Here is a 26,642-nt window from a genome sequence, read left to right on the forward strand (position 1 = left end):
TCTCTGGCATCGAGGTCACGCATGTGGTCGTTTCGTCGGGGGTATAACGACCACATGGGTGACCTCGATGCGGCTCCGGGCCTGAGCTGCCATGAATGTCAGAGGGTGCCGATAGCGTCGTAGGCATCGAAAGGAGCGCCCATGTTCTTGCAAGATCGAGCCGACGGCCTCGGGCAGCGCGTTGTGACAAGCGCGAGCGACCTGACCGCGGCGAGCATGTGCGAGTTCGCGTTTCTGCGGCGCGTCGATGCGAAGCTGGGCCGCGACATCGCCGTTCCGCCAGACGACGATCCGATGCTGGCGCGTGCCGCGAAGCTGGGCGACGCGCACGAGGAGCGCACGCTTGAGCGATACCGGGCCGTGCTGGGCGAAGGGGCCCTGGGTGCGGCTGGCGGCGTCGTCGAGATTCCGCGCCCCGCTTCGATGAGCGAGGCGTCGCTCGGCGATGTTGCCGAGCAGACTCGGGTGGCGTTGCTCGGGGCTGCTGAGGTGGTGTTTCAAGCAACATTCTTCGAACCGCGGATCGCGGGGGCCGTGCCGGCTGAAAGCAGTGAGGCGGCCCGAGCAGAAGCGCCTCATCTCCCGGAGATCGGCTTCGTCGGCTTTGCCGACTTTCTGCGGCGACAGCCAGACGGCAGCTACGAGGTGCAAGACACCAAGCTGGCCCGCCGGGCGAAGACGACAGCCCTCATGCAGCTCGCGGCCTACGCAGAGCAACTGGAACACATCGGGGTGCCGGTCGCCCGCGAGGCTGTGTTGATCCTCGGAGACGGGGCGCGCTCGCGGCACCGCATTGCCGATATCGCGCCGGTGTTTCGGGCCCGGCGAGCCCGGTTGCATCGCTTGCTGCGCGACCGCCTGGCCGCCACCGGGCCTGACGGGCGGCGCGAGAGCGCGGCACCCGTGGCCTGGCTTTCCGATGGAGTTGCGGCGTGCGGTCGGTGCGAGGTGTGCGAGCTCGAAATCGGACAGGCGCGCGATCCGCTGCTGATCGCCGGGATTCGCCGCACGCAGCGCGACGCCCTTGTTTCGGCGGGGCATCGCACAATCGAGCGTGTCGCGGACCTGCTGCCGACGCTCCGGGCTGGGGCTGGGGCCGTGACCGAGGCCACCGTGGTCGAAGGGGTTGCACCGGCCGTGCTCGAACGGCTCGCCTCGCAGGCCGCACTGCAGCTCGAGGGCGACGACGCCGCGGTGCCGCCCTACCGGGTCATCGATCCGGCTGCGCTCGCCGCGCTGCCTCAGCCCGACCCCGGCGACCTCTTCTTCGACTTCGAGGGTGACCCCATGTACCGCGAGCCGGGGCCCGACGACTCCGCACGCTGGGGCCTCGATTACCTCTTCGGCATGGTCGACGCAAGCGAGCGCTTCACGCCGATCTGGGCGCACGACCTCGCCGAAGAGCGGCGAGCGCTCGAACAGTTCCTCGCATTCGTAGCTGACCGCCGGGCGCGCTTCCCCGGTATGCACATCTACCACTACGCCGCCTACGAGCGTACGCACCTCCTGTCGATTGCAGCACGCCACGGCGTTGGCGAGGCCGAGGTTGACCAACTACTGCGAGAACACGTGCTCGTTGACCTGTACCCGATCGTGCGCCGGGCGCTGCGCGTCGGTTCTCGCTCGTACTCGATCAAAAAACTCGAACCGCTCTACATGGGCAACGGACTGCGCGATGACACCGGCGTGACCAGCGGCGCGCAGTCTGTCACCGAGTACGCCGAGGCGAGCACCCAGCTCGCCTCAGGCACCGAGACGCAGCGCGCCGAGGGGCAGCGCCGGCTCGACGCGATTGCAGATTACAACCGCTACGACTGCGTCTCCACGCTGCGCTTGCGTGACTGGCTGCTTGCGCTTGCCGTCGAGCACAGCATTGAGCCCTACGCGGCCGAAGGCCCCACAGCAGAGACCGGCCCGCTGATCGAGGCCAGTCCCGTAGCGCGGGCCTTGATGGCCCATGCGGAAGCAGCCGAGCCACGCGATCGTGCCACCGCCGCGCTTGCGGCCAGCGCGATCGACTACCACCAGCGCGAGCAGAAATCATTCTGGTGGGCTCACTTCGCCAGGCTGATTGATCCCGTCGAAGACTGGGCTGACAGCCGAGACGTGCTGATCGTTGATACCGCTCGCAGTGGAGTCCTTTCCGGCTGGTCGATGCCGCAGCGGGCGCGCGTGCTGCGACGGCGTCTCCAACTGCGGGGCGATCTCGCGCCCGGCAGCGCCCTCCGAGAGGGCGGCGAAGCCTACGCGCTCTACGAGCACCCGGCACCCTTCCCGCAGCGCGGTGCAGCACCCGGGGCGCGCGGCGCGCGGCGCGTGCGCATCATCGAACGTCTCGACGACGGCGCAGTGATCGATGAAGGCGTTGGAGAGGCCGAGCCCTACACCGGGCTTCCAATCGCCCTCGTGCCAGGGCCGCCGCCTCCCGCCGGTGCGCAGAAGGGTGCGATTGAAGAGTGGGGTGCCAGGCTTGCCGCAGCGCTTGACGCTGGTGGCTTCCCGGCCGACCCCGTGGTCGACCTGATCCGCAGAACCCCGCCCAGGCTCAGAGGCGACGGCGCGCTCACTCAAGCAGCGCCTGTGGCCGGCCCAAACGGCGATACCGATGTGATTGGCGCCGTGGTGCAGAGCCTGTTGCGTCTCGATCGCAGTTACCTCGCCGTGCAGGGGCCGCCTGGCACCGGCAAGACCTACCTTGCTGCGCGCGTGATCCGGCGGCTCGTCGAGCAGCACGGTTGGCGCATCGGCGTGGTGGCGCAGTCGCACCGCGTGGTCGAAAATGTGCTCGAAGGCGTTGTCGCTGCGGGGCTGCCTGCCGCTCAGGTGGGCAAGGTGCCCCAGGGTGGTGCCCTCGACGAGGGTGACACGGCCCCCGCCTACACAGTGCTGCCCCGCAACGCTCACGCGCGCTTCGTCGCCGGGCATCGTGATTTCGGCCGCGGCTGCGTGGTCGGCGGCACCGCCTGGGATTTCAGCAACCCCGGGCGCTTCGAGCGTGCATCGCTCGATCTGCTGGTCATCGACGAAGCCGGGCAGTTCTCGCTCGCGCCTACGATTGCCGCGTCAATGGCAGCCGAGCGTCTTCTGCTGCTCGGCGACCCGCAGCAGTTGCCGCAGGTGTCGCAGGGAGATCATCCCGAGCCCGTCGATGCCTCCGCGCTCGGCTGGCTCCTCGGTGACTTCGAAACCGTGCCAGACGAACTCGGCTACTTCCTCGCCGAAACCCGACGCATGCGCCCCGAGCTCGCCGATGTGGTCTCCGAACTTGCCTACGAGGGGCGCTTGCACGCGCACTCCACTGCGGCCCAGCGCGAGGTGCACGGGGCTGGTCCGGCGGGGCTCGTGTGGCACCCCGTCGAACACCACGGCAACTCCACCAGCTCCGCCGAAGAAGCCGCGGAGGTGGTGCGCATCGTGCGCGAATCGCTCTCGGGCGCTGTGGTGGGTGCTGCTGGTGCTGGTGCTGGGGTGTCAGGTAGGCCGCTTACCCCTGACGATCTGATCGTTGTTGCCGCCTACAACGCGCAGGTCGAGGTGGTCGGCGAAGCGCTCATCGCCGCTGGCTTCGACGGGGTGCGGGTGGGCACCGTCGACAAGTTCCAGGGGCAAGAAGCGGTGATCGCGATCGTGACCCTCGCCGCTTCGAGTCCTGACGATGTGCCGCGGGGTCTTGAATTCCTGCTCCTGCGCAATCGACTCAACGTTGCGATCAGTCGTGCGCAGTGGGCAGCGCACCTTGTCTCCTCCGACAGGCTCGGAGAGGGCCTGCCCACCAGCTCACAGGGGCTCGTCGCGCTGTCCGGCTACCTCAGGCTCACCGAGCGCGCCGCACGAGCCGATCGCGAGGCGCTGCGGGTGGGGCGTGAACGATCGGTGCGTGAGCGAGCCGTGCATAGGAACGCCGCATACGCGGAGCCCGCGTCCGTGCTAGATCTGCCAGGGCGCGCTAGTTTGGAGGCATGGTGAGACCCGGAGGCCCATTCAAGACCCCACCGTCGCGACGGCTCGAAGCGCCCATCCCCGGGCAACTGCCGACCCCGACCTCGTCGTCGCTGCCTGAGCAGGCAAAGCCAGAATCGGTGCTGCGTGCCTCGGCACGCTCCGGCATCCCGGCCTTCGAAGTGATGCGCATCACCGACGAGATCGCCCGCCGCCGCGCCGCGGGGCACGACGTCGTCTCGCTCTGCGCGGGGGAGCCCAGCGCCCGCCCCGCTCCCGGCACCCTCAAACCCGCCGGCTATACCGGACCCCTCGGCACCGCGCCGCTGCGCGAGGCCATCGCCGGGCACTACCGTGCCTGGTACGGCGTCGAAGTTGATCCCGGCACGGTTGCCGTAACCACCGGCTCCTCCGGGGCCTTCCAACTGGTTTTCCTCGCGGCGTTCGACCCAGGCGATCGGGTGGCGCTCGCGAGCCCCGGCTACCCGGCCTACCGCAACATCCTCGCGGCGCTCGGCGTGCAGGTGGTCGAGATCCCCACCGGCCCCGACACCCGCTATCAGCCGACTCCCGCGCTGCTCGACGCCGCCGTGCAGGAGCACGGCCCGTTGGCCGGTGTCATCATCGCCTCACCGGCAAACCCCACAGGCACCATGCTCGGCCGCTCCGAACTGGAAGCGCTGGTGTCGTGGTGCCGCACGCACCGGGCGCGGCTCATCAGCGACGAGATCTACCACGGCATCACCTTCCCGCAGCCCGGCGACCCCGACCCGCGCGGGGTGTCGGTGCGCGAACTCGATGCCGAGGCGATCGTCATCAACTCCTTCTCGAAGTATTGGGGCATGACCGGCTGGCGGCTCGGCTGGGCCCTGCTGCCGGCGTCGCTCGTCGCGCCCTTCGAAGCTCTCGCCTCGAACTTCGCGCTTTCGCCGCCGGCCCCGGCGCAGGAGCTCGCCCTCTCTGCATTCACCGACGAGAGCTACGCGCAGCGCGACGCCGTCGTCGAGGGCTTCGCGCGCGCACGCGCTCTCATTCTTGAAGCGCAACCGCAGCTGAATTGGGGTGTTGCAGCGCCATCAGACGGAGCCTTTTACTACTACTCCGAGCTCGGCCCGCAACTCGAACGGTACGGCGATTCGGTCGCCTACGCCCGAGCGCTCCTCGAAGGCGCCGATGTCGCAGTGGTTCCCGGCGTCGACTTCGACCCGATCCGCGGCAGCCGGGCTGTGCGCCTCTCCTACGCTGCTGGTGAAGCCGCCGTAGCGGAAGCGCTCAACCGCATCATCGAGTTCCAGCGCTGAGTCGGCCCGTTCAGGCTCGCGTCAGCTCGCGCTCGCGTCCAGGCGGCCTATTCGTATCGAGTCGGCCCAATGTTCACGCAAGTTTCGGGCCTACTCGCTACGCATAGGCCGACTCGATGGCGGGGCCGCGGGTCGTGTCGTCAGAATCGGATCGGGGTTCCGGCGGCCACACCGACACGGCGTTGCAGGGCGTCATCCACGACGGCGCGCGGATCCGCCGTTTCGTTCACCGCGATGCCGAGCGATCGCAGCGCCTCAGCCTCGGCTCCACCGAGATCGAGCACCAGCGCGGTGACCGCCTCCGACAGCGGACCCTCGAGGCCCGCAACGGCTCGGGCGAACGCAGAACGTAAAGCTTTGCCCAGCGCGGCAGGGTCATCCGATCCCGCAGCGAGCTCAACCTCTGCGCTTGCATAGTTCACGCCATCACCAGAGAGCGACTCGACCACGACCGCGCCGCCGTTGAGGCGGGCGTGCAATTCGAGCACGCTGCTCGACGCGGCGGGCTTCGCGGTGAAGGGGAGCGGAATACCCGGGGCGGCCCCGGCAGCCGCATCATGCGAGTGCTCAGACGCCGCCGAACCGCCGTTGAAGGTGAACTTCAGATCCATACCCTCAAGCCTACGCCCGCCTCAGACACCGGCCGACCGCGCCCGGGCGACGTCAGCCCGCCGCGGTCTCAATCGGGGTCACGTGTGGCCGCGTGTCGTGCCGTGACACGGCAAAGAGTGACCCCGATCTTCAGGAGGGCGGAAGAGAGGGCAGGGCAGAGAAGGAAGGGGCGTTGCCACGTGCGGGTATCCTCCGCTCGCAGGCTCGCAGGCTCGCAGGCTCGCAGGCTCGCAGGCTCGCAGGCTCGCAGGCTCGCAGGCTCGCAGGCTCGCAGGCTCGCAGGCTCGCAGGCTCGCAGGCTCGTGCTCACGCAGCCACCTTAGATCCGGGCGATCTCCTGCCTGGGGCGCACGGCGAGGTCGGTGATCTGCACGTCGGCCGGCGCGTCGACTACGAATCGCACCGCACTTGCTACGGAGGAGGGGCGGATGTAGCGTTCGGGCGTGTAGGCGTCGGCGGGGATCAGCTGTCGCAGCATGTCGGTGTCGGTCTGACCGGGCGCGATCGTTGCCACACGCACGCGGTGCGGTTCTTCGTCGATGCGCAGCACATCGGCGACGGCGCGCAGCGCGTGCTTCGACGCGGTGTAGATCGCGTTGCCCGGCACGGGCCTGGTGCCCGCCCCGGAACCGATGAAGATGACGGTGCCCTGCGCCGCGCGCAAGAGCGGCAGGGCGTGCTTCGTGATGAGGGCGGGCGCGACCACGTTCACGGAGAGCTGCTGGTTCCAGTCGTCGGCGCTCGCGTCCGCGACGGCGCGCTGCTGCGAGACCGCCGCCGCGTGCACCAGCACATCGAGGCGGTCGAGACCCGCGATCCGCTGCGCGAACGCTTCCTCCTCACAAACGTCGAGTCGCCACGTCTCGGCGCCGGTCTCCTCGGCGACGGCGTCGAGCCTCGCGGCGTCGCGCCCGACGGCGATGATGCGGTGGCTACTGGCGAGCTCTCGGGCGATCTCGCGGCCCATGCCGTTCGATGCGCCTGTGATGACGGCGACGGGGCGGGGGTCAGACATGGAGCGCTCCTTCGAGTTGGGGGTGCGGTGCGGTGCCGTGGGGTGAGGCTTGGTCGGTGCGTGCGAGCGCGATCCCGAGTGCGCTGCGCGCGATGCGGTCGGTCTCGCGCAGCATCGGCGGGTCGGTGCCCGGCATGGGGCTGATGATGGTGCCGTGCAGTTGCTCGTCGACGGGGATACCCGCAACGTGCACGGCGGGGTCGTGTCTGCCGTCGCTCCCGATGAGCCGCCCGGTGGCGGCGTCGATCTCGAAGGCGCCGGTGACGAGTGCGGCGCCGTCGCGCGCAGCCACGCGGAAGGGACGGGCTCGGCCTGCGTCGAGGAGGGTGCGGGCCAGCGGATCGACCGTTTCGTCGAGGCGGTGGAAGTGCATCCAGCCATCAACGAGGGCGGGGGCGACGACCCGGGATCCGGCAACGCGCGCCGATTCGGCGACGAAGCCCTCGTCGCTGACGTGCACCGAGGCGTGCGGGCCGACGAAGCGCACGAGGCCGGCGTCGGCGAGGGCCAGCAGCTGCCTGTTGCGGAACGCGGGCGGGCCGGATCCGACCATGCCTCCGAGCGAGGTGAGCAGCGCGTAGCCTGAGCCGCGCGATTCTGCGTCGAAGCCGCCGAGGGTGCCGATGCGGGCCGCCGCCCCGCGCGCCGCGCTGATCGACCACAGGCCGGCTTTCACGGCGCTGTCGCGCCCCAACTCTGCCTCACGCAGGTCTGCTGCAGTGCGCTCACGCACGAAAGTGTCGAATGCTTCGGGGGAGGCGAAGTCGCGCTCGGCGGGGTGCATTTCACCGAGCAGGTCGAAGCGGTCGGCTGGGTTGGGGATGAACGGTGCGACGGCGGCTGCGATGCTGGCGGGTGCGCGGTCGAGGTCGTCACCGCCGGGGGCGGGATCTGGGGTGGCATCGTGCAGCAGTTCGTCGAGGGCCGCGATGATTGCGGCGCGGATCTCCCGCGGCGAAGCTGCGACGGCGGTGGGCCGCACCCGGTGCAGCGTTTCGACGTGGTCGATGTAGGCGTCGGCCACGATGCGCGGCCAGAGCACACGGTCGAAGTCGATGGGGCGGCGGATCGCGGCCCAGTCGACGCCCAGCAGCAGGCGCTGTTGCGGGTTGGGTGGCAGTGAGTGGTAGAGCGATTTGGCGCGGAATGGCACGCCGCGGTGGGAGGTGGCGTGCAGCACGGGTTCGCGGCCGGAGGGCAGGTAGCGCAGGCCGCTGGTGGTGTCTGGGTCGGGTGCGAATGCGCCGCCGCGACCGATGGTGAGCAGCGCCATGGCGTCGAAGAATCCCATGCCGATGCCGCGCACGATGGCGGGTTCACCTGCGGGTACCCGGCTCAGATCTTGTTCGATGGGGCTCGCGGGTCGCACCCAGACGAGCTCGGGCCGTCGCTCCAGCTCGTGCGCGATGGCGCGTTCGGCTGCGGTGTCTGAGCGCGGCATCCATCCGGTGGCGAGAATGACGGCGTCGGCCTCGATCCACCCCGCACCGTGCTCGCCCACCGCCGCAAGCTGGATGCGTTCGCGGGAGCTGTGGCGTTCGATCCCGACGGCGGTGGTGCGGTGGCGGATCACGCGCGCGTTGGGTGGGAGCAGTGCGACGGCCCGTTCGTAGCACCAGCTCAGGTATTCGCCGTAGAGGGCGCGGCTGGGGTGCGATTCGGGCAACGTGGCTTCAAGCTCGTCGCGGAAGTCGGCGGCGAAGCCCTGGCGGGGCGGAAACGCCTCGAAGGCTGCGACGTGGGGGCTGGGGATCGCCGCGACGGCCTTGACGGAGCGATCGGACGGAAACTCCGCGTGCAGGCTCAGTACGCTCCATTCGTAGAGCGTGGGGCCGGGAATCACCGGGCCTGCGAGGCTGCTGCCTGGCTCGGTGAACAGGGTTACGGCGTGCGAGAGCGTGTTCATGCACAGTTCGCGGGACTGTTCGGGGTGCCAGATTCTGCCGGCGCCGGAGGGTGCCGGGTCGATGACGTGCACGTCGATCGGCGGCGCATCGTCGCCGAGATTGGCGCCGATGCGTTCGAGGAGTGAGGCGCCGCGCGGGCCGGCTCCCACGATCGCGATAGTGGCTCGGTTCGCAGTGGACATGGTTCCGTTATAGGCCTGTTCGTCGAGAGAAGGGGTGGCAGATGACTGAATGTGACGCCCCGGCGGGGCGCCTCGTGTGTGAACTTCTGTTACACGATGACTTTCGCAGAAGTTATGCGAGCCATAACAATAGCTTTCGGTGCGAGAGACGCGCCAGAGCTGAAACGGCGGATCACGCATCGCGATCCGCCCCTGATCACCCCGAGGAGTACCCCATGAGAACACGCCGTATCGCCTGGATCGGAGCGCTGGCCGCCGTCGCGATCGCGATGACCGGCTGCTCCGCGGGCGGGGGGAGCGATAGCGGCGAGAGCAGCGGCGGCACCCTCACTTACCTCGAACCGCAGACCTGGAACACGCTCTACCCGCCGGCCGGCGGCTTCTATCCCAACGGGGGCGTGCTCAACCAGATCACCGACCGCCTGCTCTACCAGAACCCGCAGACGCTCGAGCTCGAGCCCTGGATCGCGGAGGACCTGCCCGAGGTCAACGCCGACGCCACCGAGTACACCTTCACCCTGCGCGAAGGCGTCACCTATTCCGATGGCACACCGCTCGACGCCGAGAACGTTGTGAAGAACTTCGACCTCTTCGGCAAGGGCGACAGCAACCGTGCGCTCTCCGCATCCGAAGCGATCAACAACTACGATCACGGCGAGGTCGTCGACGAGCGCACCGTAAAGTTCTTCTTCACCGCCCCGTCACCGGGCTTCGCGCAGGCCGTCTCCACCATCAACTCGGGACTGCTCTCGAACGCCACCCTCGACCGCAGCAACGAAGATTTCGGCCCGGGCAACGCGGCCGAAATCGTCGGCAGCGGGCCGTTCGTGATCGACACGGAGAAGATCGGCACCGAACTCTCGCTCACCACCCGCGACGACTACGACTGGGCACCGCCCTCGCTGAAGCATCAGGGTGCCGCGCAAATTGACGGCGTCGACTTCATCGTGGCGAGCGAGCCGAGCGTGCGCGTCGGCACCGTCACCTCCGGTCAAGCCGACATCGCCCGCACCATCCCCGCACCCGACGAAACCCAGTTCGAAGCCGACGGTCTCGAACTCGTTGCGGCCCCCACCAACGGCGTGAACAACAGCCTGAGCTTCCGCTTCGCGCACCCGCTGCTTCAGGACATCAAGGTGCGTCAGGCGCTCATTGCCGGAATCAACCGCGAAGAGATCGTCGACACGCTGTTCAGCGACAGCTACCCGCTCGCGACCGGCATCCTCGCGAAGTCGGCGCTCGGGTACACCGACACCTCCGACAACTACGTCTACGACCCCAAGAAGGCCGCGCAACTGCTCGACGAGGCGGGCTGGAAGGTCGGTAGTGACGGCATCCGCGAGAAGGACGGCCAGAAGCTCGTGCTCACCTTCAACGAGGCGCTGCCGCAGCCGCGCTCCAAGGAGGTTGTCACCCTGATTCAGGAGCAGCTGGGCAAGATCGGTGTGGGCGTGGAGCTGTTCGCCGGCGACCAGGCCGCACAGGACGCCGCGCGACTGCAACTCGACACCATCCAGGTCTACCACTCCATGGTTGGCCGCGCTGACTTCGACGTGCTGAAGTCGCAGTTCTTCTCCAAGAACCGCAACGCGCTGCTGAACCTCGACCCCGCCACCGGTGAGCTGCACGACCCCGAGCTCGACGGGCTGCTCTCGCAGATCGCCTCAGTGCCGACGGTCGAGGAGCGTCAGCAGGCCTCCGCAGCCGCCCAGCAGCACCTCGCCGAGCAGGCCTACGTACTGCCCCTCTTCGAGGAGCCGCAGCTGTTCGGGCTGCGATCGCAGGTCAAGGGCTTCAAGACTGAGTCGATCGGCCGCCCGTCGTTCTATGAAGTGACGCTGCAGCGATGACCCGAGGCGCAGTGCTGCGACGTGTAGGCCAGGCCGTGCTCGTGCTCTGGCTGGCCTACACGGGCGCCTTCGTGCTGCTCGCGGCGCTGCCCGGAGACGCGGTGATGGCCCGGTTCGGCAACCCCGACCTGGGCCTCACCCCGGATCAGCTCGAGCAGATCCGGGCCTCGTACGGCATCGATCAGCCGCTGATCGTGCGCTACTTCGAATCGATCGGCGCGTTCCTGAGCGGCAACCTCGGCTACTCGGTGCAGAGCGGTGCGGCAGTCTCCGATCTGCTCGCCGAGGCCCTGCCTTCCACGCTGACCCTCGCGGTTCTCGGACTCGCGGGTGCCGTGGTGCTCGCCGTGATCATCGCGTTCACTGCCTCGTACGGCAAGGGCGCATGGCTGCGAAGGGTGTTCCGCAACCTGCCGCCGCTGTTCGTCTCGGTGCCGGTGTTCTGGATCGGCATCGTGCTCGTGCAGATCTTCTCCTTTCAGCTGGGGCTCGTCCCCGTGATCGGCGCGAGCGACGCACAGGCCCTCATCCTGCCGGTGCTCACCCTCACCATCCCCATCGCCGCACCGCTTGCGCAGGTCTTCCTGCGCAGCATCGACGAGGTACGCGAGCAGCCCTTCGTGTCGGTGGTGAAGGCGCGAGGAGCCAGCACCAGTTGGCTGCTGTGGCGCGGCGTCGCCCCCAACGCACTGCTGCCGGTGCTCACCATGGCGGGCCTGCTTTTTGGGGAGCTTGTCGGCGGGGCGATCGTCACTGAAACAGTGTTCGGTCGCACCGGCATCGGCAGTCTCACCGCTCAGGCCGTCGCCAATCGCGACACCCCGGTGCTGCTCGCAGTCGTGGTGATCGCCACAGTGGTCTACGTCGTCATCAATCTGACCGTCGATCTGCTCTACCCCGTGCTCGATCCCCGTCTGCGCCAGACGCAGGCCCGCACACGGGCCGCCGCCGTTGCGGCGCAGCCCGCATCCGACACCCACGAACCCACAGGAGCCCCGCGATGACCGCCGTCGAAACCGCCACGGGCCTCGGCCCGGCACGCGGAACGCCGAACGCCGCGCGATCCGCCTCTCCATGGACCACCCTGCTGCGGCCCGGCCTCATCGTGCCGCTGCTCGTGCTGCTCATCGCGCTCGCGTGGGCTGTCGCCCCGGGGCTCTTCACCTCGCAGAGCCCCACCGAGACCGTTGCACCGGCCTTGCAGGCGCCGAGTGCCGAGCACTGGTTCGGCACCGACGCGACAGGCCGCGACCTCTTCTCACGGGTGGTGCACGGTGCCTCCCAGTCGATCTCGGCCGCGCTGCTTGCGGTGTTCGTGGGCTTCGCCTTCGGAACGCTCATCGGGGTTTCGGCGGGTGCCGTCGGTGGCTGGGTCGACGACGTGTTCATGCGCTTCGTTGAGGTGATGCTCGCGATCCCCACCCTGCTGCTGTCGCTCAGCGTGGTGATTCTGCTCGGCTTCGGCACCGCCAACGCGGCGATCGCGGTCGGAGTCACCTCGGTCGCAGTGTTCGCGAGGCTGTCGCGCGCCCAGGTGATGAGCGTGCGGGCCAGCGAGTTCGTCGAGGCCGCCTACGGTTCGGGAGGCACCTTCTTCGGCGTGCTGCGCCGGCATGTCATCCCGAACTCGCTCACCCCCGTCATCGCGCTCGCCGCCCTGCAACTGGGATCCGCGATCCTGCAGATCTCCACCCTCGGATTCCTCGGCTACGGAGCACCGCCCCCCACACCCGAGTGGGGCCTGCTCATCGCCGAGGGCCGCAATTACGTCGCCACCGCCTGGTGGTTGACGACGCTGCCCGGCCTCGTCGTGGTGCTCGTCGTGGTCGCCACCAACAGACTCAGCCAGGCCATCAGCTCAGGAGGACGATCATGAGCGAGCAGCCGCTACTCAGCATCCGCGATCTCGCAGTGCAGTATCGCACCCGTCATGGCCACGTCGACGCGGTGCGCGGGGTGAGCTTCGATGTCGAGGCGGGCAAGGTCACGGCTGTTGTGGGGGAGTCCGGATCGGGCAAATCCACGGTCGCCCAGTCGGTGATCGGACTGCTCGCGTCGAACGGCAGTATCTCGCGCGGGTCGATCCTGCTGAACGAGCGCCGCTTAGGCACCACCGAACTGGTGGGGCTCTCGGAACGGCGCTGGCAGGATCTGCGCGGCCGCTGCGTCGGCCTCATCCCGCAGGATCCCGGCAACTCGCTCAACCCCGTACGCACCGTGGGTCACTCCATCAGCGAATCCTTGCGCATCCACGGCAGGCCGAGCCGCGAGGAGGTGCGCGAACGTGTGCACGCGCTGCTTGAACAGGTCGGCATCGACGATCCGGTGCGCCGCGCGAAGCAGTATCCGCACGAGTTCTCGGGCGGCATGCGGCAGCGCGTGCTCATCGCAGCGGCCATCGCGAACAACCCCGAACTGATCATCGCCGATGAACCCACTTCGGCGCTCGACGTTACCGTGCAGCGCACCGTGCTCGACCTGCTCGACACACTGCGGCGCGAGACGGGCACGGGAGTGCTGTTCATCACGCACGATCTCGCGGTGGCGGCGGATCGCGCCGACAGCGTCGTGGTGATGCGCGGCGGCGAGGTGCAGGAATCCGGCCCTAGCGACCGAGTGCTTGCCCAGCCCGAGTCGGAGTACACGAGGCGGCTGATGCACGATGCGCCGTCGTTCGGCCGGGTTGTTGACCGGGAGACGCTGACTGTGTCGGGGGCGTCGGTGTGGGGCGCGGCGCCGGTGTCGGGCGGGGTGCCGGTGTCGGGCGGGGCGTCTGAGGTGGGCGCGGTGTCCGAACCTCGCACGGTGTGGGAGTCACCCCCGGAGTCGGAGTCGGAGTCAGACCCAGTGAGGGAGTCAGACCCGGTGTCCGAGTCTCGTAGGGTTTCGCCGGCACGAGTGGCGTCGCCACGTGCACTTCCTGAAACACTCGGTTCGGCTGCGGCCCCCCTGCTCGAAGTGCGCGGGCTGCGTCAGCAGTTCGGGCACGGTGCCGACGCGTTCGTGGCCGTCGATGATGTGTCCTTCACTGTCGCCCGCGGCACCACGCACGCCCTGGTCGGGGAATCCGGATCCGGAAAGACCACCACCGGTCGCGCAATCGCAGGCTTCGCAAGGCCCACTGCGGGCAGTATTCGCATCTACGCAGGCCAGGCCAGCGCTCCCGCATCCGGCCCGTCCGCGAACGGATCTGCCGCGAACGGACCCTCTGCAAGCGAGCCCTCCGCAGTGCACGCCCTCGAAGTCACCACCCTGCGTGGCCGAGAGCTGCGCGAGTTTCGACGCACCACCCAGCTCGTCTACCAAAACCCCTACGGTTCGCTCGATCCGCGGCTTTCGATCGGCCAGACGCTCTCCGAACCACTGCGCAACTTCGCGATCGGGTCACGGGCAGACCGGGCTGATCGCGTCGCTCACGCCCTCGAACTCGTTGCCCTCCCCGCCGACTTCGCGCACCGCCAGCCCCGGGAACTTTCGGGCGGTCAGCGGCAGCGCGTCGCCATCGCCCGGGCGCTCATTGTGGAACCCGAACTCGTGGTGCTCGACGAAGCAGTGTCAGCGCTCGACGTGACTGTGCAAGCGCAGATTCTGCGCCTGCTCGCCCGGCTGCAAGCCGAGCTGGGCCTCAGCTACGTGTTCATCTCCCACGACCTCGCCGTGGTGCGGCAGATCGCCGACACCGTTTCGGTGCTGCAGCGCGGCCGGCAGGTCGAGCACGGCGACACCGAGGAAGTCTTCGGCAACGCCCGTCACCCCTACACGCGTCAGCTCATCGACGCGATTCCTGGTGCTTCGCTCGCCTCGGGTCACTGGGTGATCTAGAGGGCGCGGCGGGCCTCGCTTCAGGCATTCGCGATTCGGCTGCTCCATTTCAATCTCCTTTCGAACGGAACCCTATGTCATCGAACACCCCGACCGTATCCCCGACCACTGACATTGTTGACGCCCTTGCGGGCATCGCTCCAGGCGATTCCCTCGACGAAGCACGCAGGCGGCGGCCCGAGGCGCGCACCCACGCCCAGGGCAGCTTCGACGCTCTGTTCGTGCCCGACGACCCCTCCCAGGTCACCCTTGCAGAGCGCGCCGCCGTGGCTCTATTCGTGGCACGACTGCACCAGCAGGATTCCGCGGTCGAGTTCTACGGAGCCCTGTTGCGAGAGACTGGCAAGGGGCTCGGGGCCGGGGCCGGTGAAGCTCTCGAACCGCTCATCGTCGCCGAGGCGGGACGAGCAGCGGGATCCGGACCCTACGGAGCCTTCCGCGCCGACAACGCTCCCGAGAGCACCGAAGGCCCCGTCTACAGCGTCTCCTCGGTCGAGGCTGCCTACGCGCTCGGCGACCGCCTTGCCGCGGCCCTCGAGCACGCTCACCTGCTCGTGCTGCACCCGCGTGATGCCGCACGCGGCTCGCTGCAACAGCTGCTCGATGCCGGGTGGAGCACCACTGGGGTCATCACGCTCTCGCAGCTGGTCTCGTTTCTCACGTTTCAGCTGCGAGTCGTGCACGGCCTCGAACAGCTGAGCACTGGCGAAGGCTCGCCCTTGCTGCCCGCACTCGCTGCGGAGGTGGCGCGTGCGGCAGAAGCCCGCACCGCAGGGGCGAACACCGAAGCCCCGGCGGCGGCTCGTGCCGAGCAGCTGCCGCCGGCCCCCGAGGTGCAGGAGCCGCCGCGCTTCACCCAGGACGTGCTCGGCTGGAAGCCGTGGCTGGAGCCCCTGCCCGTCGCCGAGTTCACCGAACGCCACTACGACGCGCTCGTGCAGCGCGACCGTGTGCACATGCCCTACTTCAGGCTGCTCGCGCGTGATCCCGAGGCGCTTCGAGAGCGCACCCTCACTGACCTCGACATCTTCACCAACACCGACGCCGGGCTGCCCCGCGCCGAGCGCGAACTCGCGGCTGCCGCGGCCTCGCGATTCAACGGCTGCGTCTTCTGCGCCTCCGTGCACGCGCGTTTTGCAAGCGAGAACGGCGCCGATCGGGCGGAGGTGCAGCGCCTGCTCGACGAGGGCGTTTCGGTGCGCCTGTCGCCCAGGCTCGATGCAATCGTCGATGCAACCGTGGCGCTGACCGCGACGCCGTCGCGCTTCGGCGCTGCCGAGATCGCCGCGCTGCGGCAGGTCGGCCTCGACGAGCTCTCGCTGCTCGACGTGATTCAGGCGGGCGCGTTCTTCAACTGGGCGAACCGTCTCATGCTCTCCATCGGAGAACCCACGCTCTGAGCGACCAGGACCACCCCATCGAGGTCACTCCTGTGGCCCTTTCCGAGTAGGAATCAGGGCCCCAGGGGTGACCTCGATGCATGCGAAGCATGGGGAGGGGCGACGTGGAGTGCGGATCGCGGGAGGGTGGCGGATCCGCACCCGGATCCGCCACTCCGCCGCAATCGCTGAAACGCCAGTGGGCCCCGCTTCCGAAGAAGCGGGGCCCACTGAAGCGCACTGCTCTGGATTAGGCCTGAGCGGCGAGAGTCTCCTCAAGCGATGCCGAGGCGAGCTCGGGGAACGCCAGTGCAACACCGTGGTTGGTGATGACGCCCTCGTGAGCGTTGAGGCCCTTGGCGAGCGAGGCATCGTCGTTCAGCGCCTTGACCCAGCCCTTGTCGGCGAGTGCGACGACGTAGGGGAGGGTGGCATTGGTGAGCGCCGCGGTCGAGGTCTCGGGCACAGCGCCGGGCATGTTGGCGACGCAGTAGTAGATCGAGTTGTGCACCTCGAAGGTGGGGTTGTCGTGGGTGGTGGGCTTCGAGTTCTCGAAGCAGCCGCCCTGGTCGATGGCGATGTCGACGAGCACGGAGCCCTGCTTCATCTGAGCGACCATCTCGTCGGTGACGAGCTTCGGAGCCTTCTCGCCCGGAATCAGCACGGAGCCGATGACGAGGTCAGCGTCCTTGAGTGCCTCGGTGATGTTGTGCGCATTCGAGGTGCGGGTCTGGATGCGACCGTTGAACTCGTCCTCGAGCTGCTTGAGGCGGGGAATCGCGATGTCGATGACGGTGACCTCTGCGCCCATGCCGTAAGCGATGCGAGCAGCCTGCTCACCGGCTGCGCCGCCGCCGATGACGACGACCTTGCCACGACGGGTGGCGGTCACGCCACCGAGGAGGATGCCACGGCCACCGTTCGCCTTCATGAGCGAGTAAGCGCCGACCTGCACCGAGAGACGACCGGCGACCTCGGACATGGGGGCGAGGAGCGGCAGGCCGCGGTTGGGCAGCTGCACGGTCTCGTAGGCGATGGCGGTGGTGCCCGATGCGAGCACGGCCTCGGTGAGTGCCTTCTCAGCTGCGAGGTGCAGGTAGGTGAAAAGCACCTGGCCCTTGCGCATCTTGTCGTACTCCGAAGCGATGGGCTCCTTGACCTTGAGCACCATGTCCGAGTCAGCCCAGACCTGATCGGCGCTCTCGACGATCTTGGCGCCTGCGGCGGCGTACTCCTCGTCGGTGATCGCCGAGCCGAGGCCAGCGCCGGCCTGCACCAGCACCTCGTGGCCACGGCGTGCCAGCTCGTAGACGCCAGCCTGCGTGATGGCGACGCGGTTCTCGTTGTTCTTGATTTCGGTGGGAATACCGACGCGCATGATCTGCTCCAGAGTGTTCGGAAGTGCGGTGTGGTCCGGACGCACCGCGACCCTCGATAGAGAAATCGCGACACGGGATGTCTTCGATTGTGCAGTATATTCGCTTTCCGCAAAAGAAACATGAATTCTCTTCGGAATTCATCGCTAAAGTGGTGAAGAACGGAGCGAATACGGAGCTGTGATGACTGAGGATTCGAAGAATCTGCGCCCAGATGTCGGGCTGGACCAGGTCGACCGCAAAATTGTGGAAGAGCTGCAGACCAACGGGCGCATCACCAACGCTGAACTCGCGGAGCGGGTGGGCGTCGCCGCCTCAACCTGCATTGCGCGGGTGCGCAGTCTCGTCAGCCGCGGCATCATCACGGGATTCACGGCGTCGGTCGACCCGCGGGCCATGGGGCTCGGCCTGCAGGTGCTCGTGAGCGTGACGGTGAGATCGGGTGCGCGGCAGCGGATCGCTGAGCTCAGTGACGAATTGCGCTCGCTGCCAGAGGTGATGCAGCTTTTCTTCCTCGGCGGTGTGGAGGACTTCATCATCCACCTTGCGGCACGCGATTCGGATCATGTGCGCGACTTCGTCATGGAGCATCTCTCGGCGCACCCGGCGGTGTCATCGACCCGCACCAGCATCGTGTTCAGCCACCACCAGAATCCCGTGCAGGCCTGACCTTACTGACCACGAGCTTGGCCGGCGAGGTGCTCAGAGCGCTGCCGGGGGCAACAGCCTCGTCTCGTAGGCGTCGAGCGCGAGCTCTGCCGCTCTGATGGCCTGTGAGCTGTAGCGACCGATTGCGCGCTCTTCGAGAAGCGTCTCGCGCTGCGCCTCCAGAGCGAGCCTCAGGAGCCGCTGGTAGGTCTGTGCCGGGTGCTCGGCGCCGTGGGTTTCGAGGGGCATCGTCGGAGCTGCGGCCGCCGCGAGAGGGATGAGGGCGCTGCGCGCGCTCGCGCGCGCCCGCTGCACTGCCATGTCGGTGTGCTCTTGCTGTTTGGGATCGCGCGCTGGTTGAGCGTCGCGTGCGGCCTCGCGAGTGCGTTCGTCTTCGCGTTCTTGTGCTTCGACGGCTTCATCGATGGCCTCGTTGGCGGCTTCGTAGAGGTCGCGGCTGAGCGATATCAGTTCCTTCTTCTGGTGCCCGGTGCCGGCGCCGTCGGGCCAGAGCTTGCGGATGAACACGGGCAGCGTGAGGCCATGCAGCAGCAGGGTGATGACCGCGACGGCGAACGCCGCCAGAATGATCTGCGGTCGATAGGGAACGGTAGTGGGGATCGACTGCGCAGCGGCGAGCGTCACCACGCCGCGCATACCGCTCCAGGAGAGCACCACGCCGTCGCGCCAGCCGAGTTGCTGCTCGCGCTCATGTTCGAGGTCGGCAGCAGATCGTTTGGTGCGGATGTCGAGCCTGCGCAGCCGGTCGCGGAAGCGGCCGTCGGCCTTTTCTGCGATGCCCGATTGTTGCACCCGTTCGTTGAGGTGGTTGTAGCCGGCGTTGCGTCGCTCGTAGCGCCGTGTCACCCCGCGCATGCCCATCAGGAGCGGCACCATGAAGGCCGAACGGCAGAGAATGAGCAGTGCGACGAGGCCCAGCGCGAGCATGCCGATGTGGGGGAGGCGCAGCTCGCTCTCGCCGACCTGAGCCACGAGCGAGTGCAACTGCAGCCCCATGACAAGGAAGACGCCGTTCTCGAGGAGGAACTGCACGGTGCGCCAGTTGAGTCGCTCGTTGGTGCGCGCAGATGCGCTGAAACGTTTGGACGCGTGGTGACCGGTGTAGAGACCGGTGACGACCACGGCAAGCACGCCAGAAGCCCGCAGCTCCTCGGCGGGGATGAAGGCGACGAAGGGCACGATGAACGAGATGATCGTGTCGTGCACCGGGCTGGTGAGCTTGGAGCGGATCCACACGGTCAGCCCGCCGATGACGAGGCCGACGACGACCGCCACTGCGACCGAGTAGAAGAATGCGCCCGTTGCCGGTGCGAGCGCGAAACTGCCTGCAACGGCGGCGGTCGCGGTCTTCAGCAGCACGAGCGAGGTGGCGTCGTTGACGAGGCTTTCGCCCTCGAGGATGGAGACGACCCGCTCGGGCATGCCGAGCCGTTTGCCGATCGAGGTCGCTGCAACCGCGTCGGTGGGGCTGATGACAGCGCCGAGGGCGATGGCAGCGGGGAGCGGGATCGCAGGCACGAACCAGTGCACGAGGAAGCCGACGGCGAGAGCCGAAATCACCACGAGCAGCACGGAAAGCCCGATGACGGGGCGGAAGTTGCGGCGGAAATCGACGATGGGCACGTTGACGGCGGCGGCATAGAGCAGCGGTGGAAGCACGACAAGGAGGATGATCTCGGGGTCGATGCTCACGAGCGGCATGAAGGGGAGGTAGCCGATGCCGATGCCGATGACGACGAGCAGCAGAGGGGCCGCGATGCCGATCTTGCTGCCGACGATCGATGCGCCGACGAGCAGGATCACCGCGATCACTGAGAGGAGGCCGAATTCCATGGCTCTAGGCTCTCACGTCTGCCACGCCTGCTGCTTCGATGGCAGGCTTGGGCGGTGCACGGTGTTGACGCCTCGGCTCGGGGTCATGAGGGATCTGCCGCGGATTCGGTGAGTCTGAGCTCGGGCGTCTGCTGAGCGTGAAAGGCGCCCCAACGTGCGGCCGACGATTCGAGCGCTCCAAGGTCGATGCGCGACCCGGGAAATGGTGAAAGTTCGAGGCCCGCGCCCTTTCGCGTGCCTCTCCGCCAGGTGCCGAGCACCCGGCCGTCTGCCACGACAGTCGCGAGGAACATGCCGTTGCGGCCGGGCACGATGCGTTCGAAGTGCTCGGGATCGAGCTGCGGTTCTCGGTCGGTGTATCCGAGCAGGTGCTCGTCGAACGACGGCAGGAGGAGCCATTCGGCGTCGCCTGACGCAACGCGGGAGAGCGGATCGCCGAGCAGTTCGGGATCGGCCCAGAGTGCGCCTGCGGCACCCTCGACAGCATCGAGGCGGAGCGGCACTAGGCGGCCGCTTTCGCTAGCGAGCGCAATCGCGCGGCGGGCCTCGCGCACGGTGAGGCCGGTCCACCAGGCGAAGTCGCGCTCGCGCACGGGGCCGCGGGCTGCGGCGTATCGGGCCGCGAGTTCTGCGAGGGCGTCGTCGCCATCGAGCTTGCGGGCATCGCGAATCCACTCGTCGGCGCGTACCAGCAGCGGTTCGGTGCCGTGAACGGGGCCGAAGACCGCCAGGCCATTCTGGCACAGCCACCAGATGAGGTGGTAGCGCCAGTTGCTGCTCCACTCGATGCCCGCGTCGGTCCAGGCCGCGGCGAGTGCGTCGCGGTCGAGCCCGCGGCCCCCCGCTGCGAGCCCGCTCAGTGCGTCGAGCGACACCTCGACGAGGGTGTCGAGCACCGCATCGCTGATGCCGAGAAACTCGCGCCGCTTCGGCGCACCGACGAGCACCCGGTGCGAGGTGGCCTGTTGCATCCAGCCGATGTCTTCGGCAGCGACGACATGAATGGTGCCGCGCATGGGCCAGGAGCGCACGACGAGGCCTGCGTTGAACGCGGCGTGCACATCGGCGACGCTAGTGCCAGGCGTTCGCACGCCCAGTGCCCAGCGCGAGGAGCGCCAATCTTGCCCCTGCGTCGCGAGCATGCGTCGCGCGGCCTCCGCGATCCGCTGTGGACCGTCTGACTCAGACGCATCGGCGGTTTCTACAGCCGCAGCGGTGAGGCCCAGCGCACGCATGCGCAGGCGCAGCAGCTCTGATGCGGTGATCGTGTCGGTCATGCGGTCAGTGTAAACCGGGCCACCGACATTGACGGGGCCGGCGGCACCAACAGTGCCGCCGGCTCCCTTAGAACCGGGCCCGGTGGTAAGGGCCGGGCGTGAGGCTCTCGGCCGATGGAGCGCGCAACTCGTGCGCCCAGCTCAGCGGCAGGTGCGGGTTTGCGAGCAGAGGCCGCCCCACGAAGATCACGTCGGCCTGCCCCGTGACGAGGATGGTCTCTGCCTGCGCGGCCTCGGTGATGAGACCGACGGCTCCGATCGCAATGGCGCCGGTTGGAAGCTCACGGCGCAGCTGCGCGGCAAGCGAGGTCTGGTAGGCGGGGCCGACAGGGATGCGCGCTGCCGGGGTGTTGCCGCCAGAAGACACGTCGATGAGATCGGCACCCTCTTCGACAAGCCACGCCGAGACCAGTTTCGCTTCGTCAATGTCGAAGCCGCCCGCAGTCCACTCGGTCGCCGAGATGCGCACGAGAATCGGCAGTTCGGGATGGCGGATGCGGATCGCGCGCACGACTTCGCGCAGCAGCCGTGCGCGGCGTTCGAGATCACCGCCGTAGCCGTCGCCGCGAAGGTTTGAGAGCGGGGAGAGGAACTCGTGCAGCAAGTAGCCGTGGGCTGCGTGCACTTCGACGGCGTCGAAGCCGGCGGCGACCGCGCGATCCGCTGCCGCCGCGAATGCTGCGACAACGCCCGCAATCTCATCGATGCCGAGTGCTCGCGGCGTAGCGAACTCGCCGAACGGCACCTCTGAGGGGGCCACAGTCTGCCAGCCGCCTTCACCCACGGGGATCGAGCCTTCGGGTGCGCCCGGGAGCCACGGATGGGTGGAGGCTTTGCGGCCGGCGTGCGCGAGCTGCACCGCGATGCGTGCGCCGTGGGCGTGCGCGGCGGTCGCGAGTTCCGCGAAGGCCGCCGTCTGATCGTCGTTCCAAAGCCCCAGATCGCGCGGTGAGATGCGGCCCTCTGGTGCCACCGCCGTTGCCTCAACAGTCACGAGACCGGCGCCGCCGCGCGCGAGCGCACCGATGTGCTGCAGGTGCCAGTCGCGCGGCACGCCGTCCTGCTGAGTGACCGAGTACTGGCACATCGGGGAAACCCAGAGCCTGTTGCGCACCTCGATATTGCGCAGCCGGATTGCTTGGAAAAGGAGCGGATCTGCCATGTCCCGAAGTGTATCGACTGCCCCTGACCGTTCTGCGGCAGATCTCGTGGACGGGCGTGCGGAGGGTTGCGGGGAGTCTGTGCGGCGCTTCGGGGGCGTGTGCGCAGCGCGATCGAACAGGAATGTCAGTGGTCTGTGGGAGGGTTAGTAGGGTTCCGAGACAGGTCGAAGGAGGCTCCGGATGCATGAGATCAAGTGCCCGCACTGCGGCAGGGCGTTCACCGTCGATGAGGCCGGGTACGCCGACATCCTGAAACAGGTGCGCGACCACGAGTTCGAGCAGCAGCTGCACGAGCGGCTCGAACTGGCCGAGCAAGACAAAGCGAGGGCGCTTGAGCTTGCGGCTGCGCAGTCGGCGGCCGATCTGCAGCGCGCCGCCGCTGCAAAGGACTCGGAGATCCAGGAGCTGCGGGCAACGATCGATGCAGCCGAGACCGCCAGGCGGCTCGCGGTTGCCGAGGCCCTCGGCGCGGTCGAGAAGGAGCGCGACGCGCTCGCGAGTGAGCTTGAGCAGGCGCGGCAGGAGAAGCAAGCGGCGGTGGATCTGGCCGAGGCGAAGCTCACGACCGAGCTGCAGCGTGCTGCCGCGGCGAAGGATGCTCAGATCCAGGAACTGCGATCACAGATCGAGACCGTCGAACTCGCCCAGAAGCTCGCGCTCGCCGAGGCCGTCGGCAGCGTTGAACGAGAGCGTGATGAACTGCAGAGCGGTCTCGCCCGTGCCGAGATAGAGAAACAGCTCGCAGAGCAATCGTTGAAGGAGCGCTACGAGACGCAGCTGCGAGACCGCGAGGCCGAGATCGAGCGCTTGCGCGATATGAAGGCCCGCCTGTCGACGAAGATGCTCGGCGAGACGCTTGAACTGCACTGCGAGAACACCTTCAACCGCTACCGCGCCATGGCCTTCCCGAATGCCTACTTCGAGAAAGACAACGATGCGAGCTCGGGCAGCAAGGGCGACTACATTTTTCGCGACCTCGATCCCGCCGGCATCGAAATCGTCTCGATCATGTTCGAGATGAAGAACGAGGCTGATACGACGGCCACAAAGAAGAAGAATGAAGACTTCTTCAAAGAGCTCGACAAAGACCGCACTGAAAAGGGCTGCGAATACGCGGTGCTCGTGTCCTCGCTCGAGCCGGAGAACGAGTATTACAACGACGGCATCGTCGACGTCTCGCATCGCTACCCCAAGATGTATGTGGTGCGGCCGCAGTTCTTCCTGCCGCTGATTACGCTGCTGCGCAACGGTTCGCTGAACGCCCTGAAATACAAGGCCGAGCTGGAGCAGGTGAAGGCCCAGAACATCGACATCACCAACTTCGAGTCGGAGCTCGACGCCTTCAAGGGTGCGTTCGGTCGCAACTACGAGCTTGCAACGCGCAAGTTCCACACGGCGATCGAGGAGATCGACAAGGCGATTGCGAGACTGCAGAAGGTGAAAGAAGAGCTGCTGGGGTCCGAACGCAATCTGCGCCTCGCCAACGACAAGGCGCAGGGCGTTACCATCAAGAAGCTCACCCGCAAGAACCCGACAATGGCGGCCAAGTTCGCCGAGCTCGAGAGCGGCATCGACGCATCCGCGGCCGAGTGAAGAAGCGAGAAAGCACACGCATGAACCTGGGATCGATGCTCGAAACCTCCTCCTTCGCCGAGGCCGACGAAGCCTTCGCGGCGTTCGAGGAGTGGGCGTGGGAAGAGCGCGGTTTGCGCCTGTACCCGGCCCAGGAAGAAGCGGTGCTCGGCATTGCTCTTGGCAGCAATGTGATCCTCGCCACACCCACGGGCACCGGCAAATCACTTGTGGCGCTCGGCGCTCACTTCATCGCGCTCGCAGAGCAGCGCCGCACCGTCTATACCGCCCCCATTAAAGCCCTGGTGAGTGAGAAGTTCTTCGATCTCGTCGCGGTGTTCGGGGCCGACCGGGTGGGCATGGTCACCGGTGACACCTCGATCAACCCGGATGCGCCGATCCTCTGCTGCACCGCAGAAATCCTGGCAAATCTCGCGATCCGCGACAAAGACGTCGACAATCCCGAGGCGGGCGGCATCACCCAGGTCATCATGGACGAGTTCCACTACTACGCCGACTCCGAACGGGGCTGGGCGTGGCAGGTGCCGCTGCTGCTCATGCACGACGCGCAGTTCCTCCTGATGTCGGCGACACTCGGCGATGTCACCGAACTCGCCGCCGACCTCAGCGATGCCACGGGCCGCGATACCGCCCTCGTCACAGGCGTGGAACGGCCCGTGCCGCTCAGCTTCAGCTATGCGGTGGCACCCGCCCACGAGGTGGTCGAACAACTCATCGAGCAGCGCCAGACCCCCGCCTATCTCGTGCATTTCAACCAGTCGCACGCCGTCGAACAGGCTCAGGCCCTCGCCAGCATCCGCATCGTCGACCGTGCCGGTCGCGACGAGATCGCCGCTGCGATCGGCGACTTCCGTTTTTCGACAGGTTTCGGCACCACGCTTTCCCGGTTGGTGCGCGCGGGTATCGGCGTGCACCACGCGGGAATGCTTCCCCGATACCGGCGACTGGTCGAGCAGCTCGCTCAGCGCGGTCTGCTGCGCGTGATCTGCGGCACCGACACGCTCGGCGTGGGCATCAACGTGCCCATCCGCACCGTCGTCATCACCGCGCTCACCAAGTTCGACGGTGAAAAGATGCGCCGCTTGAGCGCTCGCGAGTTCCACCAGATCGCGGGGCGCGCCGGTCGGGCAGGCTTCGACACCGAGGGCGATGTGATCGCTCTCGCACCCGAACACGAGGTCGAGAACGCCAAGCAGAGCGCGAAAGCGCAGGCGAAGGCGGCCTCAGGCAAGAAAGTGGGCAAAGGGCCGAAGAAGAAGGCACCGCCCCAGGGCTTCGTGGGCTGGAGCGAGCAGACGCTTGAGAAGCTCGTCGGCTCGCAGCCGGAACCCCTGGTGAGCCGCATGCGCGTGAGCCACTCCATGGTGCTCGGCGTGATCGGCCGCGGCGAGGAGTGGGAGGGCGAGGCTCTGAACACGATGCAGATGCTCATCTTCGACAGCCATGAGCCGAAGGCCCGCCAGTACGAGCATGCCCGCACCGCTATCGGCATCTTCCGCACGCTGCGCAACGGCGGCATCGTCGAGGTGCACGAGAACGAGCGCGGCGAACGCTTGCTGCGCCTCACCGTTGATCTGCAGGCCAACTTCGCACTCAACCAGCCGCTTTCTCCGTTCGCGCTCGCCGCGATCGAACTGCTCGACCCTGAGTCCGATGGCTACGCCCTCGATGTGATCTCCATCATCGAGGCCACCCTCGAAGATCCTCGCGCCATTGTGCGCGCTCAGGAGCACAAAGCCCGCGGCGAGGCCGTTGCCGCGATGAAGGCCGAGGGCATCGAGTATGACGAGCGCATGGAACTGCTCGAAGAGGTGACGCATCCGCAGCCGCTCAAAGAGCTGCTCGAAGAGGCCTTCAACGCCTACGCCCAGGAGGTGCCGTGGGCGCGAGACTATGAGCTGCGGCCCAAATCTGTGGTGCGCGACATGGTCGAGCGCGCTTTCGGCTTCCGCGATCTGGTCTCCTTCTACCAGCTCGGTCGCGCCGAGGGCGGAGTGCTGCGCTACCTCAGTGATGCCTACCGTGCGCTCGAACGCACCATTCCCGAGCAGTCCAAGACCCCCGAACTCGACGACCTCATCGACTGGTTGGGAGAGCTGGTGCGGCAGGTCGATTCAAGCCTCGTCGACGAGTGGGAAGAGCTCTCGAACCCGGAAGCCGCTGCGGCTCACGCCGCTGCGCTCGCGCAGGCGGAAGCTACAGGCGAGACGGTCGTGCCGCCCACCCGCTCCGTGCTGCGCAACGAGCGCGCTTTCACCGTGATGCTGCGCAACGCGCTCTTCCTGCGGGTGCAGGCCGCTGCCCACGAACGCTACGAACTGCTCGGCGAGCTCGACGGCTCAGCTGCGGGCAACTTCGGTGAGCAGCGTTGGCGCGATGCCTTGGCGGGTTACTTCACCGAGTATGACGAGATCCGCATCGATGCCGATGCTCGCGCCGCGGGGCTCCTCGAGATCGACAACGGCGCAGAAGCAGTGGCCGAGGGGGTCTGGCGCTTCAGGCAGGTGCTGCTCGATCCGGCAGGCGATCGCGACTGGGGGATCGAAGGCTTCGTGGATCTCGCCGCTTCAGAAGTCGAAGGAGAGCCTGCGGTGCGAGTGCAACGGGTGGGCCCGCTCGGCTGAGTGAGCCTGCGTGAACGCAGCTCCGAACAGGCTCATACTGCTTCAGTTGATGCTGTTTTCATAGGAAGGAAAGGCATAGACTGCACCCACGCTCGTTGTT

17 protein-coding genes are annotated in these 26,642 nt (G+C 67.5%); 10 read left to right on the forward strand and 7 right to left on the reverse strand.

Translation table 11 applies throughout. The features are described 5' to 3' along the window. The first annotated feature begins 141 nt into the window (after window positions 1–141). Complete coding sequence (locus WFL22_RS11495; protein WP_336651753.1) at window positions 142–3,966, forward strand: TM0106 family RecB-like putative nuclease; 3,825 nt, start codon at window positions 142–144, stop codon at window positions 3,964–3,966. Window positions 3,967–4,124: 158 nt separating this feature from the next. Beyond that, window positions 4,125–5,240, forward strand: a complete 1,116-nt coding sequence (locus tag WFL22_RS11500; protein WP_442918651.1) for a pyridoxal phosphate-dependent aminotransferase — start codon at window positions 4,125–4,127, stop codon at window positions 5,238–5,240. 140 nt (window positions 5,241–5,380) lie between these two features. Here the strand turns inward: WFL22_RS11500 and WFL22_RS11505 are convergent, their stop codons facing one another. From WFL22_RS11505 to WFL22_RS11515, 3 genes are all read right to left on the reverse strand, one after another. Then, window positions 5,381–5,851, reverse strand: coding sequence for a hypothetical protein (locus WFL22_RS11505; RefSeq protein WP_336651751.1), 471 nt, complete (start codon window positions 5,849–5,851; stop codon window positions 5,381–5,383). Between the two features lie 320 nt (window positions 5,852–6,171). Then, window positions 6,172–6,867 (reverse strand): SDR family oxidoreductase, encoded by a 696-nt coding sequence (locus tag WFL22_RS11510; protein ID WP_336992873.1) that lies wholly within the window; start codon window positions 6,865–6,867, stop codon window positions 6,172–6,174. Next, window positions 6,860–8,956, reverse strand: coding sequence for an FAD/NAD(P)-binding protein (locus WFL22_RS11515; RefSeq protein ID WP_336992875.1), 2,097 nt, complete (start codon window positions 8,954–8,956; stop codon window positions 6,860–6,862). Before WFL22_RS11515 ends, WFL22_RS11510 begins: the two co-directional genes overlap by 8 nt. Window positions 8,957–9,171: 215 nt before the next feature. Here WFL22_RS11515 and WFL22_RS11520 point away from each other — a divergent pair, with 215 nt between their 5' ends. The 5 genes from WFL22_RS11520 to WFL22_RS11540 all read left to right on the forward strand — a co-directional run bounded on the left by WFL22_RS11520 (window position 9,172) and on the right by WFL22_RS11540 (window position 16,028). Further along, window positions 9,172–10,806 (forward strand): TIGR04028 family ABC transporter substrate-binding protein, encoded by a 1,635-nt coding sequence (locus tag WFL22_RS11520; protein WP_336992876.1) that lies wholly within the window; start codon window positions 9,172–9,174, stop codon window positions 10,804–10,806. Then, window positions 10,803–11,810: an ABC transporter permease gene (locus WFL22_RS11525; RefSeq protein ID WP_336992878.1), complete on the forward strand. Its 1,008-nt coding sequence runs from the start codon at window positions 10,803–10,805 to the stop codon at window positions 11,808–11,810. The genes WFL22_RS11520 and WFL22_RS11525 overlap by 4 nt, the downstream gene beginning before the upstream one ends. Continuing rightward, entirely contained in the window at window positions 11,807–12,682 is an 876-nt protein-coding gene (locus WFL22_RS11530; protein WP_336992879.1) for an ABC transporter permease, read from the forward strand. The genes WFL22_RS11525 and WFL22_RS11530 overlap by 4 nt, the downstream gene beginning before the upstream one ends. Next, entirely contained in the window at window positions 12,679–14,628 is a 1,950-nt protein-coding gene (locus tag WFL22_RS11535) for an ABC transporter ATP-binding protein (RefSeq protein WP_336992880.1), read from the forward strand. The genes WFL22_RS11530 and WFL22_RS11535 overlap by 4 nt, the downstream gene beginning before the upstream one ends. A gap of 74 nt (window positions 14,629–14,702) precedes the next feature. Then, window positions 14,703–16,028: an alkylhydroperoxidase domain protein gene (locus WFL22_RS11540; RefSeq protein WP_336651744.1), complete on the forward strand. Its 1,326-nt coding sequence runs from the start codon at window positions 14,703–14,705 to the stop codon at window positions 16,026–16,028. Window positions 16,029–16,257: 229 nt separating this feature from the next. Here WFL22_RS11540 and ald read toward each other — a convergent pair whose 3' ends face one another. Beyond that, window positions 16,258–17,385: an alanine dehydrogenase gene (gene ald, locus WFL22_RS11545; RefSeq protein ID WP_336651743.1), complete on the reverse strand. Its 1,128-nt coding sequence runs from the start codon at window positions 17,383–17,385 to the stop codon at window positions 16,258–16,260. Between the two features lie 181 nt (window positions 17,386–17,566). Here ald and WFL22_RS11550 point away from each other — a divergent pair, with 181 nt between their 5' ends. Then, window positions 17,567–18,052 carry an Lrp/AsnC family transcriptional regulator gene (locus WFL22_RS11550; protein ID WP_336651742.1) on the forward strand — a complete coding sequence of 162 codons (486 nt, stop codon included), beginning with the start codon at window positions 17,567–17,569 and terminating at the stop codon, window positions 18,050–18,052. Between the two features lie 33 nt (window positions 18,053–18,085). Here WFL22_RS11550 and WFL22_RS11555 read toward each other — a convergent pair whose 3' ends face one another. The 3 genes from WFL22_RS11555 to WFL22_RS11565 form a co-directional block, all read right to left on the reverse strand. Next, window positions 18,086–19,885 carry a cation:proton antiporter gene (locus WFL22_RS11555; RefSeq protein WP_336992882.1) on the reverse strand — a complete coding sequence of 600 codons (1,800 nt, stop codon included), beginning with the start codon at window positions 19,883–19,885 and terminating at the stop codon, window positions 18,086–18,088. 83 nt (window positions 19,886–19,968) lie between these two features. Then, window positions 19,969–21,162, reverse strand: coding sequence for a winged helix DNA-binding domain-containing protein (locus WFL22_RS11560; protein WP_336992884.1), 1,194 nt, complete (start codon window positions 21,160–21,162; stop codon window positions 19,969–19,971). 67 nt (window positions 21,163–21,229) lie between these two features. Next, window positions 21,230–22,324, reverse strand: coding sequence for an NADH:flavin oxidoreductase/NADH oxidase (locus tag WFL22_RS11565; protein ID WP_336992886.1), 1,095 nt, complete (start codon window positions 22,322–22,324; stop codon window positions 21,230–21,232). Window positions 22,325–22,505: 181 nt separating this feature from the next. On the opposite strand from WFL22_RS11565, the gene WFL22_RS11570 reads away from it, so the two are divergent. Next, window positions 22,506–23,918, forward strand: coding sequence for a DUF2130 domain-containing protein (locus WFL22_RS11570; protein WP_336992888.1), 1,413 nt, complete (start codon window positions 22,506–22,508; stop codon window positions 23,916–23,918). Between the two features lie 20 nt (window positions 23,919–23,938). Then, a complete protein-coding gene (locus WFL22_RS11575) occupies window positions 23,939–26,542 on the forward strand; it encodes a DEAD/DEAH box helicase (RefSeq protein ID WP_336992889.1) in 2,604 nt (867 codons plus the stop codon). Window positions 26,543–26,642: the final 100 nt, after the last annotated feature.

Origin of the sequence: Leucobacter sp. VD1 (genome assembly GCF_037150695.1) — a bacterium.
GTDB lineage: Bacteria > Actinomycetota > Actinomycetes > Actinomycetales > Microbacteriaceae > Leucobacter.